Source organism: Corynebacterium bouchesdurhonense (assembly GCF_900078305.2).
Classification (GTDB): Bacteria; Actinomycetota; Actinomycetes; order Mycobacteriales; family Mycobacteriaceae; genus Corynebacterium; species Corynebacterium bouchesdurhonense.
In genome coordinates, this window is record NZ_LT546028.1 from 173153 (window position 1) to 188137 (window position 14985).

Annotated in this window: 12 protein-coding genes; 5 read left to right on the top strand and 7 right to left on the bottom strand. The window is 68.5% G+C overall.

Translation table 11 applies throughout. From position 1 onward, the window contains the following. The first annotated feature begins 4 nt into the window (after nt 1–4). Nucleotides 5–835 carry a spermidine synthase gene (locus BN4252_RS05630; RefSeq protein WP_066529177.1) on the top strand — a complete coding sequence of 277 codons (831 nt, stop codon included), beginning with the start codon at nt 5–7 and terminating at the stop codon, nt 833–835. Here the strand turns inward: BN4252_RS05630 and BN4252_RS05635 are convergent. Both BN4252_RS05635 and BN4252_RS05640 read right to left on the bottom strand, forming a co-directional pair. Then, a complete protein-coding gene (locus BN4252_RS05635) occupies nt 741–3179 on the bottom strand; it encodes a bifunctional lysylphosphatidylglycerol flippase/synthetase MprF (protein ID WP_066527366.1) in 2439 nt (812 codons plus the stop codon). The two genes, BN4252_RS05630 and BN4252_RS05635, sit on opposite strands and share 95 nt — an antisense overlap. Next, nucleotides 3176–4402, bottom strand: a complete 1227-nt coding sequence (locus tag BN4252_RS05640) for an alpha/beta hydrolase (protein WP_066527368.1) — start codon at nt 4400–4402, stop codon at nt 3176–3178. The genes BN4252_RS05635 and BN4252_RS05640 overlap by 4 nt, the downstream gene beginning before the upstream one ends. 259 nt (nt 4403–4661) lie before the next feature. Between BN4252_RS05640 and BN4252_RS05645 the strand changes: the two genes are divergently transcribed. Beyond that, nucleotides 4662–5042 (top strand): alpha/beta fold hydrolase, encoded by a 381-nt coding sequence (locus tag BN4252_RS05645; RefSeq protein WP_143341176.1) that lies wholly within the window; start codon nt 4662–4664, stop codon nt 5040–5042. Here BN4252_RS05645 and BN4252_RS05650 read toward each other — a convergent pair. Further along, entirely contained in the window at nt 5039–5974 is a 936-nt protein-coding gene (locus tag BN4252_RS05650) for a glycoside hydrolase family 25 protein (RefSeq protein ID WP_230208581.1), read from the bottom strand. The genes BN4252_RS05645 and BN4252_RS05650 overlap by 4 nt on opposite strands. A 30-nt stretch (nt 5975–6004) precedes the next feature. Here BN4252_RS05650 and BN4252_RS11180 point away from each other — a divergent pair, with 30 nt between their 5' ends. After that, a complete protein-coding gene (locus tag BN4252_RS11180; protein WP_187370928.1) occupies nt 6005–6274 on the top strand; it encodes a hypothetical protein in 270 nt (89 codons plus the stop codon). A gap of 135 nt (nt 6275–6409) precedes the next feature. Here BN4252_RS11180 and BN4252_RS05660 read toward each other — a convergent pair whose 3' ends face one another. Genes BN4252_RS05660 through BN4252_RS05675 form a run of 4 tightly spaced genes read right to left on the bottom strand, consistent with a single transcriptional unit; the run spans nt 6410 to nt 10484 of the window. Beyond that, nucleotides 6410–7537, bottom strand: coding sequence for a cysteine desulfurase family protein (locus BN4252_RS05660; protein ID WP_066527376.1), 1128 nt, complete (start codon nt 7535–7537; stop codon nt 6410–6412). Nucleotides 7538–7547: 10 nt separating this feature from the next. Continuing rightward, the gene (locus BN4252_RS05665; RefSeq protein WP_066527377.1) at nt 7548–8729 is read right to left on the bottom strand and encodes a THUMP-like domain-containing protein; all 1182 of its coding nucleotides are present in this window, start codon (nt 8727–8729) and stop codon (nt 7548–7550) included. Then, nucleotides 8726–9694, bottom strand: coding sequence for an NUDIX hydrolase (locus tag BN4252_RS05670; protein WP_230208582.1), 969 nt, complete (start codon nt 9692–9694; stop codon nt 8726–8728). The genes BN4252_RS05665 and BN4252_RS05670 overlap by 4 nt, the downstream gene beginning before the upstream one ends. After that, nucleotides 9633–10484 (bottom strand): ABC transporter ATP-binding protein, encoded by an 852-nt coding sequence (locus tag BN4252_RS05675; RefSeq protein WP_392389924.1) that lies wholly within the window; start codon nt 10482–10484, stop codon nt 9633–9635. Before BN4252_RS05675 ends, BN4252_RS05670 begins: the two co-directional genes overlap by 62 nt. Nucleotides 10485–10629: 145 nt before the next feature. On the opposite strand from BN4252_RS05675, the gene BN4252_RS05680 reads away from it, so the two are divergent. Further along, nucleotides 10630–12666 carry a maltotransferase domain-containing protein gene (locus tag BN4252_RS05680; protein ID WP_066527384.1) on the top strand — a complete coding sequence of 679 codons (2037 nt, stop codon included), beginning with the start codon at nt 10630–10632 and terminating at the stop codon, nt 12664–12666. 58 nt (nt 12667–12724) lie between these two features. After that, the gene (gene glgB, locus BN4252_RS05685) at nt 12725–14959 is read left to right on the top strand and encodes a 1,4-alpha-glucan branching protein GlgB (RefSeq protein ID WP_096877774.1); all 2235 of its coding nucleotides are present in this window, start codon (nt 12725–12727) and stop codon (nt 14957–14959) included. The last annotated feature ends 26 nt before the right edge of the window (nt 14960–14985 follow it).

Below are 14985 nucleotides of genomic sequence, written 5' to 3' on the forward strand. Positions count from 1 at the left end.
CACCATGGCCGCCAAAAGTGAGTTCCACGAGATCGACACCGGCGTGGCCGAGGTGCTCCACGAGCCGGACGGCTCCATGGTGCTGCTGGTCAACGGCGTGCCCAGCTCGCACATCGTGCCGGGCGATCCGGCGCGCCTCGACTTCGAGTACATGCGCTGGATCGCGGACTTCTTAGACGCCGCGTACCCGGACGAGGCGAAGCCGAAGGCCCGCCTCACACACCTCGGCGGCGCCGCCTGCACCCTGCCCCGCTACTTCGCCCACACGTGGCCTGGATCGCGCAGCACGGTGGTTGAGATCGATTCGGAACTTGCGGTGCTTGCGCGCATGCTTTTCGACGTCCCCCGGGCCCCCGCCGTAAAAATCCGCGTCGGGGACGCCCGCGAGGTCACGGACGCGTTCAAGCCGGCAACCCGGGGCGTGATCATCCGCGACGTCTTCTCCTCCGCTACTACCCCGCGCACTCTGACGACGGTGGAGTTCTACGCTGCGGCGCGGGCGTCGCTAAGCGAGCGCGGCTTTTACATCGCCAACTGCGGCTCGCACGCGGACCTCAGGGAGGCGAAGGAGGAGCTTGCCGGCATGCTGGAGGTGTGGCCCCACGTGGCGGCGATCGCGGATCCGCCGATGCTCAAAGGGCGCCGCTACGGCAACATCGTGCTCATCGGCGCGAATAGGCCGTTGGAGGCGACGCCGGAGCTCACCCGCGCGCTGCTCATGGGCGCGGTGCCTGCGCAGTTCAAGGACGAGGAGTGGTGCCGGAAGCTGGCTGCGCAGGGGCAACCTCGGCGTGATGAGGCGCAGCATGAGGCCGGCGGGCCAGAAACTCCTTGACCACGGCCGCGGCGTCGGTGGCCTTCATCTCCGGCAGATAACAGTGAACGACAGCCAGCCCGATGTTGGCCAGCGCTATCTCATCGTCATACGCGAGATACCAGCTGCGGTGCTCGGGATTGAACTTATGCTTCGATGCTGCGAGCGAACGGAACCCGTAGAGCGGTTCGATGGTGGCGCCGGCTTTGTCCAAGAGGATTTCCAGGAAGTCCGTCGGCGCGTCAGTGCGCGCGAGCGGTGCGCCGGAAAGCGATACCCAGCCGAGCCCTTCCCTACCGGCGATGACCGCAGCCTCCGCGAGGAGAAATTCAATAACGGGACGAAACCCCTTGGCGTCACGACGCATGAAGTCCAGGGTGTAGCCAGCGAGCGCCCCGTTTTCATAAACGGGCAGCCAGCTAGTCACGCCGTGGAGGCGGCCGTTGTCGTCGAGCGCGAGCAGAAGCTTCGTGTCTTCGAGCTTCAGCTCCTCGAGGGCTCCCAGCGTGAAGCCCATCTCCGGCAGCGCCTTGTCGGCCACCCATTGCTCCGACAGCGCGGCGATCTTTTCCCGTGTTTCAACATCGCACTCGTCCCACGTGGTCCACACAGCGCGCACGCCTTCCTTCGCTGCGCGGTTGCGGGCGGTGCGGACGTTCTGGAATTTCTTGCCCTTGAACTCAACGTTGTCGGTGCGCAGCAGCGATTCCTCAGCGACGTGTATCCGCTTGTATCCGTCGCGAGTGAATTCGCCGTCCACGGAATACCAGGCCACGCGCCAGCCCTGCTGCGCCACAAAGGTCTCGAACGCTTCCGCGACGCCTTCGCGTGGTCGCGTTTCCCCGACCACCGGCCCTCCCACCGTCACCGCAATGCCATTAGCCACGCGGTAGGCCACGTAAGAGTCGTCGATGAAGAAGTAGGCGTTGCCTTCCCACAGCGTCATCCACGCCAGGTGGTCGCCGGTTCCGGCCATGAGCAGGCTCCGCGCCCGCTCCCGGTCTCTCTCTGCGGCCGGCGACGGCGCTGAGGTGAGCACTTTCCACAGCTGCCAAAAGGCGATAGCCCAGAAGACAATGCCGACCCATTCGTAGAGCACCCAAGCGGGCGCGGTGTGCGGGAATAGGTGGTGCGGCAGCTGCGCTGCGAGGACGGGGGGCAGGTAGCGGCTCGGCAGCTCCGCGACGGCGGAGGAAAGTGTTGGGGTGTTGAGGAAGCCGTCGCAAAGCATGAGCGAGCCAGCAAGCCACGCCGCCGCGGAGACACCGAGTGCCGCGGCGACTGGTGCCACCGCCGGACGCCATGCGGAACTGACGCGGAAGCGTGTGCGGGTCGAAATCAGCGCCACCGCCACGAGCGCGAAAGGCAGCACGACGAGCAGAGTGTTCCACACGCCAAAGACGCCGACGTCGAGGCGATGGGCTTCCGATAACGCCTGGCTTCCAACCACCGCGGCCGAAACCAGGCTTAGAATGAGCGCGCCAATCCACGCCAAACGCCTGCCCCGCACAAGGCCGAACGCGAGAAGCACCGCCAAAATAAACGGAACGCAGTTGAGTACGAACGGGCCGAGGCCGTTCTGCTGGTTGATGGCCTGGGCCTCGAGGCACGCGGTGGACGTAGGGTCCGCGCATGCGCGCGCCACGTCGCGGGCTGCGACTGTCGGCTCCCACATCAGTTCGCTCGTTGCCGCGAACGGGCCCTGCGCGGCCGGGTTCAGCGCGGTCACCGCTGGCCCGGCGGCCACAGCCATGACCACCGTGGCGACGAGCACGCGGGACTCACGCAAAGAAATCGCGCGCCGCGGGCGGTTGAAGCCAGTTGCGACTTCGCCGGCGACCCACCCAACCGCGACCGCAGTCAGTGCGGCGACAGACGCGAGCGACCCAGCGTAGAGCACCAGCGTCGCAGCGAGTGTGGTGGTTACCAAGCGCACCCGGCGGCGCCACAGCAAGTTGAACCGCGCGCTAGCGAAGGCGAGGGGCCCGAAAATCCACGCCACGGGCGTGCAGTAGACCTCGTTGACCAGGTTCGGGCCCCACAGGTTGAAGCCGGCGCGCTCCACTGCCGCGCCGATGACGCAAGCAAGCGGCATGGTCACCGCCTGCGAGGCGATGGCGGCGAGCGCAAAGCGGCGCGAACCCATCACACGCTCAGCAGGCGCGGCGAAGGCGATCGCTGCGACGCTAAGGTAACCCAGCGTCGTCAGGTGCGCGGCGGTGAAGCCGCAGGAGAGCAGGTGCCAGAGCGCCGGATCGGCGGGCAGGTTGTAGCCGAAGGCGCGTCGCGGATCGCCGCCGGAGGCACCGAAGGCGAGCCACATCACGAGCGTCAGCGCCAGCGTGAGTTTAATTTGGTATTTCACTTGATATCTCCTCGCTCAGCCGCGAAACCGAAGTTATCGCGCAGCGCGACGCGCCACACTTGGTACGAATGCCCTCCGGGCAATGCCGTGTAAGTGGAGACCATTCCCGCTTTCTGGGCCAATGCGTTCAAATATGGCAACGCCCTCGACGCCATGGGGTCGCTTTCGCCCGCCACGAAGCGCCCGGCGATGTGGGTGTACTTCTGACTGCCAGCCGCGCGCACGAGGAGGGTCGAGGGGTTGATATTGCTAAAGGCCTCCTCGTCACCTCCGAACAATTCGTTGACGGTTTTTTCATGGCTGCCTATCGAAGGCTCCGGCTCCCCCGAAAAGTCCAAAAACGTCCCGTAGGCGTCGGGTGCGTTGGTGATCACCTGCAGGGCACACGTGCCGCCGTAACTCAATCCCCCAATCGTCCACTTCGACTGGTCCTGCACCACCCGGAAATTCCTCTTCATCATTGCCGGGATGTCCTCGGCCAGGTAGGTCTGCATTTTCGCGTTTGGCCCGTCTACACAGGCGGGGTTGCCCGTGGTGGAGCCGGTGCCGTCAACACTGACCACGATCGGGGCCCGGCCGCCGTGCTCCTGTTGGAAGTCGTCGGCGACTCGATCGGCCTGCCCGTCGGTGAACCACCCCGAAGGCGTGCCGGGTTGGCCGGCGAGCAGCACCACCACGGGCAGCGCTACTCCGTGGAAGTATGCGGGAGGCACATACGCAATCGCGTCGCGCATCGGCTCGGCGGGCAGGGTGACGAGGGCACCGACCTCCCGGTCTCCGAGATGCGGGGCGCTCGTGCGCGACTGGAACTCGTCCAGAGACATCGCCACCGTCACCGGATCTGTGTGGAAAGAGCCTACCGTGGGGTACTGCTGGTACACCAGGTTCGTGCCGAGATAGCCCAGGAAAAGCGAGGGCACGGCGAGCAGCACCAACGGAAGCCGGCGTCTAGGAGCGAACACCGCCGCGAACGCAATGAAGGCGGCAGCGGCCCCGGCCGCGTAGATGCGCACCGGCACCGCGTCAGGGAACGGCTTCGGCCACACGGTGAGCGCGAACACGCTTGCAGCGAGGAGCAAGAGTGTCGAGCCAGCCGCCCATGCGATGCGTCGCGGGCGGTGCGAGAGCACGCAGAGCGCTCCCACCACTGCCACCGCGAGCAGCACATAAATCACCGCTGCGGCGGTGTTTCCCACCACAGATATCTGCCGGATCGTGTTCACGTGAGTAGGTTTACTCCGCATGAGTCTCGCTGGCCTCGTGCCGAGGGTTCTTCCGGATCCTTCCACAGCTACTTCGCAGCCCAGCGGCCGCCTGGTGCTCGCACTTCACGGCACGTTGGCGGAACCCGCCGCATTCCGCGTCCTCGCGCGCGACTGTCCCGTTCCGCTCATTGCGCCGTTCTACGGCAGGCGCGGCACCGCACCGGTTGACGTATGCGCAGCTGAAATCTCGGGGTTAATTCGCTCACTTCCGCACCAAGTGACTCGTGTGGATGTGGTCGGGCATTCGTTCGGCGGGCTGGTGGGCCTGGCTGCGCTGCGTGATCCCACTGCCCGCGCCCGCGTGCACTGCCTAGTGGGACTCGGTGCGGCGTGGCGCGGCACCGATAACGGCGCGTGGTACCGCCCCGAATTGCTCATCCGTGCCATCGCAGGCGAGTCCATCGTCGAGCTCGATCATCCCATCCCGGAGCCGCTGTGCTACCGCGACGTCCCGGTCATCTCTATCACCTCTACCGCTGACCGCGTCGTGCCAGCGTGGTCCTCTGAGCTCGGGCGGGTGATCCGGCTCGATCGCGTAAGGCACAACGAACTTCCGCAGCGCACCGGGGAGATTCTCGGCGCGCTGGGCCTAAACTAGCCTTGCGCCTGCTTCGCGGCGTTGTCCAGCAGGATGAGCAGGTCCCCGACCTGGTAGCGGCCGGTGACCATGTGCTTGAGGTCGTCTACCGGCAGCTCGCCCTGCTGGACCAGCTTCTGCACCACGCCGGCGATGTTGCGGGCGTCCGTGTCGTTGAACCCGGCGCGGTCCGCCGCGTGCGCCAGCTGGTTGGCACCCAGTGCGCCCGCCGCGAGCGCGAGGATGGCCAGCACCAGCTTGGTGTTGTCCTGCTCGAGCACCTTCAGCTCGCCCGAATCCGACACCTGGAAGGTCTCCAGCACGCCGCCGCCGGCCTTCAGGTTGCCCGCCGCGAACTGGTTGAGCTGGCCCACGTTGCCGTTGAACAGGTTCATGTCCACCGGGGTGTTGATGCCCAGCACACGGCCGGACTCGCTGCGCTGCCAGAAGCTCAGCTTGTCCCAGCCGCCGACCGGGCGCGGCGGCTGGTTCTGGTACGCGGCCAGCCACAGCGGGTACGAGGTGAACGCGCTGGTGTTGTCCATGTGCTCGTACCAGAAATAGCGGTACGTGTAGATCATGGGGGTCTTGCCCGTGCGCGCCTTGAGCTCGGTGAGGAACAGCTGCGTCCAGGCGGCGAGGCGGGTGGGGCTCAGGCCCTCGTCCACCTCCAGGTCCAGCACCGGCGGCAGCTGGAGGGTGGGGCCGGCGTTGATGACGTCGGCGAAGTAGCGGGCCTGCGCGACGGGGTCCTCCGCGGGGCGGGCGTAGTGGTAGGCACCCACTTTCATCCCGGCCTCGGCGGCGGTGCGGGCGTCCTCCTCGTAGAAGGTGTTCTTCCAGCCCGCGCCTTCGGAGGCCTTCACAAACGCGAACTGCTGGCCGCCGGGGCCCGCCACCATCTTCCAGTCGATGGGTGCGCCACCCGGGCGCTGGTGGCCCGCGACGTCCACGCCGGAGACCAGGCCGGGGAAGGACTGGGCGTGCGCCGCCGGGGCGGTGGCGGCGGTTACGGCCAGAGCCGCCGTAACTGCGGCAGCTGTGGCGGGGGGGGGGGGGCGGGGGGGGGGGCGGGGGGGGGGCCGGCTCTTTTACACATCTCCCCGCCCCCCAGACGGGCTCCCCTCTCGTATGCCGGCTTCTTCTTTGAAAAAAAAAAAAAAAAAAAAGAAAAAGAGAAAGAAAAAAAAAAAAAAAAAAAGAAAAAAAAAAAAGAAAAAAAGAAAGACAGCCAGAACTACGACATCTTTTGAGGGGTCTAAACATGATAGCTTGTATTGCAGTGTTAGGGGTCGGCCTCTGCCCGTATCAACAGCGGGTAGGTTCGTCGGCAGCTTGAGAGTTGTATAAGGGACGGGCGCCAGCCCAGCCGAGGCGAGCCCCCGCGTCTACCGCACCGCCCCGGCGGCGCGGGCCCGCTCCACCGTGTCGGCGATCACGGCCAGTAGCGCGTCCACGTCCTCGCGGCGCGTGGTCCGCCCCAGGGTGACGCGCAGGGCGCCCATCCCCTCCTCGCGGCCGACCCCCATGCCCTCGAGGACATGGGAAAGCCGCACAACACCCGCGGAGCAGGCGCTGCCGGCGGAGGCCTCGATGCCGGCGACGTCGAGCAGCATGATCATGGAGTCCGCGTCCGCGCCCGGGAACATGAAGTGGGCGTGGCCGGCCAGGGCGGGCTCGGCGGTCGTCACCAGCGTGTCGGGCACCGCGGCCACAACACCGCGCACCAGGTAGTCGCGCAGCTGCGTCACCCGGGCGGTCTCGACCTCCATGTCGCGCACCGCCTCGGAAAGCGCCGCGGCCGTCGCCGACGCGGAGGCCACGTCTACGGTGCCGGAGCGGATGCCGCGCTCCTGCCCGCCGCCCACGATCACCGGCTGCGGGGCCGGCGAGCGGCGCGCGAGCAGAATCCCCGCGCCGCGCGGGCCGCCGAACTTGTGGGCGCTGGCCGCGAGCGTGGTTGCGCCGAGCGCGTGGAAATCCACCGGGATCTTGCCCACCACCTGCACGGCGTCCACGTGCAGGGGCGTGCCGGAGGCGGCCGCGCGCTCGGCAGCCTCGCGGACTGGCTGGATCGCGCCCGTCTCGTTGTTCGCCCACATCAGCGCGGCCACCGCCGCGGGCCGGTCCAGGGGGCTGAGGTCGCGCACGTGACCGTCGCGCCCAGCGGTAAGCCACTCCACCTCGGCGCTGTCGACGGCCTCAAGCGTTCGCACCGCCTCGAGCACCGCGGGGTGCTCGATGGTGCTGCACACGACGCGCTTGCTTGTCGACGCCCCATACAACCCCCGCACCCCAATATTGTCCGCCTCCGTCCCCGAGCCCGTGAAGATCACCTCGACGGGTTCGGCACCGAGGAGCTCCGCGACCTGCTCGCGGGCCTCCTGCAACACGGCGTTGGCGCCGCGGCCCGAGGCGTAGGCGCTGCCGGGGTTGACCGCGCCGGCGTGGGCGAGCCAAGCGTCGATGGCGCTTTGGCGCATGGGGGTGGTTGCTGCGTGATCGAGGTAGACCATGCGGCCAACCCTAGCCCCCAACCCGATCCCCGCGCCCGAGCCCCCAACCCGAGCCCCGCGCGGCGGTGCGGGGGCCGCAGATGTGGGCCACGGCCGCGTCGCCTACCCGCGCAATGACCACGGCGTGCGGTTCTGTGCCCTTGAGCTTGAGCTTTGCGCGCAGCTGGTCCGGGTCCTGGTCCACGCCGCGCACCAGGATCTCCAGGCTGCCGGCGTCGCGGGCGGTCAGCGCGGCCTTCAGCTTCTTCAGGGGCACGGCCTCCAGGAATTCGAAGCCGGTGTAGCCGTCGGGGATCGTGTCGCCGGTGCAGAAGGCGATGTGCTCGTCTAACAGCCAGAGGCCGTGGCGGGTGGCCCAGTGGTTGACCAGCCCGGCGCGCACCACGGCGCCGTCCGGTTCCACGATGTAGCGGCCGGGTGGGCCGGCGGGGGCGTGGGCGGGGTGCGTCGACAAGCAATGCTCCGAAAACCCGCGCTTGATCACCACCGCCTCGCGTCCGCGGCCGAAGCCCGGGGTGTAGAGGCAGGCTTCCTTGACGCCGCCGTCCAGGGAGACCACGCTGACCAGGCCGTCCCAGCCCGAGTAGTCGATGCCGGGGGCGCACTTCACGGCCAGCTCGCGGCCCCGGTAGGCCTCGAGGAGATCGGGCAGGGGCGGGACGGGCTTGGCGGGGTCGGTGATGCGACGGCCGTCCGCGCGGCGCGCGGGGTCCGCCACCACCACGTCCGCGGCGGAGACGGGCGCGAGCGCATCCGCCTCGGCGAGCCACGCGCCGGGGCCGAGGTTGTGGCGGGCCATGGCCAGGCGCGAGCGGTCCAGGTCGGAACCGAGCCACGCCACGGATGCGTCGAGGAACGCGGGGGCCTCAGAGCCGACGGAGCAGGTCACGTCGTGTACCACCCGTGCACCCGTATCCGCCACCTTCGCCGCGCGCACGTCCGCCACCGCCCGCGGGGTGGCCTGCTGCGCCGCGTCGGCGTCGGTGAGCCAGTGCTGCGGGAACTTGCCGGCCGCCCCGCGCTGGGCGGCGATGAGCACGCTCACGGCGCGGGCGTAGCCGCCGAATTCCCGCTCGAGCACCGCACGGTCTGCGAACACGGTGCGCTTGCTCAGCTCGATGCCGGGCGCCACCTCAGCGATGCGATGCGCCTTGGCCGCGAGGAACGCCACCTCGTCCACACTGAAGCTCATTCGCGCCTGCCTATCCGGTCGCTGGGAGCGCGGTGGAAGTACTCCGCCATCCGCTCGTCCTCCAGCGGGTCCCCCACTATGGGCAGGATCGTCTTGCCCCGCGCGGCGGCGATCGCGTCCTCGGCGGCGTCGAACGCGCACAGCTCCACGAGGTGCAGCCAGGTCGAGGGGGCAAAGCGCACAAGCCCGGCGCGCCATCCGTCGATGAGCAGCGAGGGGCGGAACCAGTTCGCGTCGTCCGCCTCGCCGGTGTTGCCGTCCGGTTCCTGGCCTTGCGGGTTCAGGGCGAGGAAGCTGAAGGTGTCGAACCAGGTGCCGATCTCGGATTGCCCCACCCAGCGCCCGTACGGCACGAGCAGGTCACCGCATACTTTCAGCCCGTGGCGGTCGAGCACGTCGGTGAGCGAGAGCAGGTGAGATTCGAGCGCGAGGCGGTGCTCGTGGTACTCGCTGGCGTCCTCGAGGAGCTTTTGCTGCTTGTCGACGGCCAAGAAGATGCCCGTTTCCTCGAACAGCTCGCGCACCGCCGCGAAGATCACCGCGTGGGTTTTGTACTTGTTCAGGCCCAGCTGGCGGGCAAGCGAGATGGCGGAGCGGCCCTCCCACAGCGCGCCGTCGTCCCAGGAGCGGCCCGGGAAGTCGCGGGTGTCCACGCCGCCGCCGGGGAAGACGGTAATGCCGGGGAAGTTAGGCATGCTGAGCACCCGCTCCTGCACCCAGGTTTCCAGCCCGCCTGCGCCGTCGCGCAGCAGCATCACGGTGGCGGACAGGCGCGCGCCGAAGTAGCCGCTGGTCTCGGTGACGTCGATGGCGTCGCCGGCGTCCGCGGACACCGCGCCGGTGGTCCCGCCGGCGCCGGCACTGCCGGTACCAGTGGTGCGCTTCACCCGCTCGCCCACGGCCTTACGCGCGGTGCGCGCCCCCGCGGCCGCGGCGCGCCCGGCGGGCGAAGTAGCGCCCTGCATCGACGCTCACCTCGATCGGCTGGTGGTAGGCCTTGGACACGTTTTCGGCGGTGAGCACGTCCTCGATGAGGCCCTGGGCCACGATCTCTCCCTCGTCTAGGAGCATTGCGTGGGTGAACCCGGGCGGGATCTCCTCCAGGTGGTGGGTGATCATCACGATGGCGGGCGCGTCCGGGTCCAGCGCCAACTCGCCCAGGTAGGCCAGAAGGTCCTCGCGGCCGCCGAGATCCATGCCGGCGGCGGGCTCGTCCATGATGAGCAGCTCCGGGTTGGTCATCACCGCGCGGGCGATGAGGACGCGTTTCTTCTCGCCGTCGGAAAGCGTGCCCCACGTGCGGTCCATCAGGTGGATGGCGCCGACCTGCTCGAGCACCTCGAGGGCTTGGGCGTAATCCATCTCGTCGTACTCCTCGCGCCAGCGGCCCATGATGGCGTAGCCGGCGGAGACCACCAGGTCCCCCACTTTCTCCCCGTCCGGGACGCGCTGCGCGACGGCGGAGGAGGTCAGGCCGATTGAGGCGCGCAGGTCCCGCATGTCGGTGCGGCCGATGCGCTCACCGAGCACGAACGCGGTGCCGGCGGTAGGGAATTCCTGCGCCGAGGCCATGCGGATCAGGGTGGTCTTGCCGGCGCCGTTGGGGCCGACGATGACCCACCGCTCGTCCAGTTCCACCTGCCAGGTCACCGGGCCGACCAGGGTGCGCCCGTCGCGCACGAAGGTCACGTCCCGGAAATCAACCAGCAGGTCCGGGTCGGTGGTTGGGGCGGTGTCGACTGCATCTCGGCTCACCCGTCCCATTGTGGCCTATTTCCCGTTCGCGGTGTGGGAGCCGGGCCGGGGCGGGCTCGCGCGTGTGGCGCTAGTGTTGGCGGGGAGGCGCGCACGGGCGCGCAACGGCACAACACCCGCTCAATTCGAGGTGAGGAGTACTCCAATGGTTGCACGCTTCGGCATCGACGACGTCCGCCCCCAAGTCTCCGGGCGCACGCTGCCCTCCAAGGCGGTGGTGGGCGAGGTGGTGCCAGTCTCCGCCCTGGTGTGGCGCGAGGGGCACGACGCGGTTGGCGCGACCCTGTTGCTCACCTCCCCCAGCGGCGAGCAGCACTCCGTGCCCATGCAGCAGGAGGTCTACCGCCCCGACTACGTCCACGCGGTGTTCGCGCCGGATGAGCAGGGGCTGTGGCGCTTCCGGGTGGACGCCTGGAGCGACGTGATGGCCACGTGGAGAAACGCCGCGTCCAAGAAGTTCGCAGCTGGCCAGGGCGCCGCCGAGATGGCTAATGACCTCGCTCGGGGGCTGTTGCTTTTCGACGCAGCCGTGGAGCAAACCCCCGAACCCGAGCGCACCGTGCTCGCCGAGGCGCGCGACGCGCTGGCGGACGAGTCGCTGGACCTGGGCGAGCGACTCGCGCCCGCCCTGGGCACCGAGGTGCGCGAGGTGCTCGACGCCTTCCCGCTGCGTGAGCTGGTCACCCACGGGCCGGTCTGCGACATTCAGGTGGAGCGCCGCGAGGCCCTGGTGAACTCCTGGTACGAGCTCTTCCCGCGCTCCACCGGCGGCTGGGACAGCGCGGGCGAGCCGGTGCACGGCACCTGGAAAACCACCGCGGCGGCGCTCGACCGCGTGGCCGCGATGGGCTTCGACACGGTGTACTTCCCGCCGATCCACCCCATCGGCGAGGTCAACCGCAAGGGCCGCAACAACACGCTGACTCCCGACGCGCACGACGTGGGCTCGCCTTGGGCGATCGGCTCGGCAGACGGCGGGCACGATGCCTTCCACCCCGCGCTCGGCGGCGAGGCGGACTTCCTGGACATGCTGGATCACGCGGCGGACCTGGGCCTCGAGGTGGCGCTGGACCTCGCCCTGCAGGCCGCGCCCGACCACCCGTGGGCGGCCGCACACCCGGACTTCTTCACCGTGCTGGCGGACGGCACCATCGCCTACGCCGAGAACCCGCCGAAGAAGTACCAGGACATCTACCCCATCAACTTCGACAACGCGCCGGAGAAGCTCTACGCGGAGATCTACCGCGTGGTGATGTACTGGGTGGACCTGGGCATAACCACCTTCCGCGTTGATAACCCCCACACCAAGCCGGTGAACTTCTGGCACTGGCTCATCTCTAAGGTGCACGAGACGGACCCGGACGTGATCTTCCTGGCCGAGGCCTTCACCCGCCCGCCGCGCATGTACGGGCTGTCCAAGGCCGGCTTCAGCCAGTCCTACACGCACTTCACCTGGAAGACCACGAAGGAGGAGCTCACCGACTTCGCGCAGCTGCTTGTCGACGTCTCCGATGTCTCCCGCCCCAACCTCTTCGTGAACACCCCGGACATCCTCCACGAGTCCCTGCAGAAGGGCGGCCCGGCGATGTTTGCCATCCGCGCCACCCTGGCCGCCACGATGAGCCCGCTGTGGGGCGTGTACTCCGGCTACGAGCTCTACGAGCACGAGCCGGTCGCCGAGGGGTCGGAGGAGTACCTAGACTCCGAGAAGTACCAGCTGCGCCCGCGCGACTTCGAGGCGGCGCTTAACCGCGGCGAGTCGCTCGAGCCCTACCTGGCCCTGCTCAACCGCATCCGCCGGGAGAACCCCGCCCTGCAGCAGCTGCGCAACATCGTCTTCCACGACATCTCCAACGAGCAACTGCTGGCCTACAGCAAGGTGGACGCGGTGACCGGCAACGCCGTGCTGGTGGTGGTGAACCTGGACCCGTACTTCACCCAGGAGGCCACGCTGCGCCTCGACCTGGGCGAGCTCGACCTCAACCCGGGCGAGCCCTTCGAGGTTGCCGACCAGATCACCGGCGCGCGCTACACCTGGGGCAGCGAGCCCGGCGGGGCGGCCTACATCCGCCTCGCCCCGCAGGAGAACGTGGCCCACATCTTCCGCCTGCCGGACGTCGTCCCGGAGCGCCGCGAGCCGCTGGCGTACCGCCGCATCTCGGACCACGACTACCGGCCGTAGACTCGCCCGCAGTCACCAGCAATTCCCACACCCGCACGCGAACCCACAAAGGACACACATGACCGCGCAGGACCTCAACCCCTCCCTGCTCATCCCGGAGCAGGACCGCCGCCGGCTGCTGGAGTGCAAGCACCACGCCCCGCACGACTTCTACGGCTGGCATTCGATTGGGGGTGGAAAGGGGGGGTCGACAAGCGAAAGCCCCGCCTCCGTGGTGCGCACGCGGCAGCTGGGCGCGGAGCGGGTGGAGCTGTTGGTGCACGGCGAGGCGCGCGAGATGCACGACACCGGCGACGACATCTGGGTGGCTGGCCTGGAAGACGAGCTTGCCCCCGACTACCGCTTCCGCGTCACCTACCCCGGCGCCACCCCGCGCGTGATCGCCGACGGCTACCACTTCCTGCCCACGCTCGGCTCACTCGACCTGCACCTGATCAGCGAAGGCCGCCACGAGCGCCTCTGGGAGGTGCTCGGCGCCAACGAGCGCAGCTACACCACCACCCTGGGCCAGGTCAACGGCACCTCGTTCGCCGTGTGGGCACCGAACGCGCAGGGCGTTGCCGTGGTGGGCGAGTTCTGCGGCTGGAACCCCAACCAGTACCCCATGCGCACCCTCGGCTCTACCGGCGTGTGGGAGATCTTCATCCCCGGCATCGAGGCCGGCGCGCAATACAAGTTCGCGGTGCACACCGCGGACGGCACCCGCGTGGACAAGGCCGACCCGCTGGCCAAGCAGACCCTCTGCCCGCCCGAGACCGTCTCCGTGGTGGCGCCCAAGGGCGGCTACGAGTGGGGCGACGAGGAGTGGATGCAGCGCCGCGTGGGCGTCGACGCCACCAACGCGCCGATGAGCGTCTACGAGTGCCACATCGGCTCCTGGAAGCAGGGCGCGACCTACACCTCGCTGCGCGAGGAGCTCGTACCCTACCTGGTGGACAACGGCTTCACCCACGTGGAGTTCCTGCCGGTCGCAGAGCACCCCTTCGGCGGCTCCTGGGGCTACCAGGTGTCCGGCTACTACGCCCCCACCGCGCGCTGGGGCACCCCGGACGAGTTCCGCGCGCTGGTGGACGCACTGCACAACGCGGGCATCGGCGTGATTGTGGACTGGGTGCCGGCGCACTTCCCCAAAGACGCCTGGGCGCTGGCCCGCTTCGACGGCACCGCACTCTACGAGCACCCGGACTGGCGCCGCGGCGAGCAAAAGGACTGGGGCACCTACGTCTTCGACTTCGGGCGCAACGAGGTGCGCAACTTCCTGGTGGCCAACGCGCTGTACTGGTGCGAGGAGTACCACCTCGACGGCCTGCGCGTGGACGCCGTGGCCTCGATGCTCTACCTTGATTACTCCCGCGAACCCGGCGAGTGGCTGCCCAACCAGTACGGCGGGCGCGAGCACTGGGAGGCCGTGCAGTTCCTCCAGGAGATGAACGCCACCGTGCACCGCACGCACCCGGGCGTGGTGACCATCGCCGAGGAGTCCACCGCCTGGCCGGGTGTGACCGCCCAGACCGAGGCGGACGGCCTCGGCTTCTCCTTGAAGTGGAACATGGGCTGGATGAACGACACGCTGGAGTACTTCTCCCTCGACCCGATCCACCGCTCCCACCACCACAACGAGATCACGTTCTCCCTGGTCTACGCCTTCTCCGAGCGCTACGTGCTCCCGTTTAGCCACGATGAGGTGGTGCACGGCAAGGGCTCGCTGTGGCAGCGCATGCCGGGCGACGACTGGAACAAGGCCGCGGGCCTCCGCGCCCTCTACGGCTACATGTTCTCCCACCCCGGCAAGCAGCTTTTGTTCATGGGCTGCGAGTGGGGCCAGACCACCGAGTGGGACGAGGCGCACTCCATCAACTGGGACAACGTCGCCGAGACCTGGGGCCACGAGTACCACCGCGGCATCCGCCGCCTGGTGCGGGACCTCAACCTGGTCTACCGCGACACCCCGGCGCTGTTCTCCCAGGACAATTCCCCGATGGGCTTCCAGTGGCTGAAGGGCGACGACGCCGCCAACAACCTCCTCGCCTACACCCGCTGGGGCGCGGACGGCCAGCCGCTCATCGCGGTGGTGAACCTCTCCGGCACCTCCCTGCCCGCCTACCGCCTCGGCGCGCCGGTCGCCGGCGAGTGGGAGCTGGTGATCAACACCGACGACGCCATCTACGGCGGCGCCGGAAACGACCTGCCCCGACGCGTGGCCACCGAGCCCACCTCCTGGGACGGCCTCGAGCAGTCCCTGCAGCTGCACGTCCCCGCGCTCAGCGTGCAGTGGTACAAGCTGGCGCAGTAGGGGGCATTCGCTTGCCGACGCCCCCT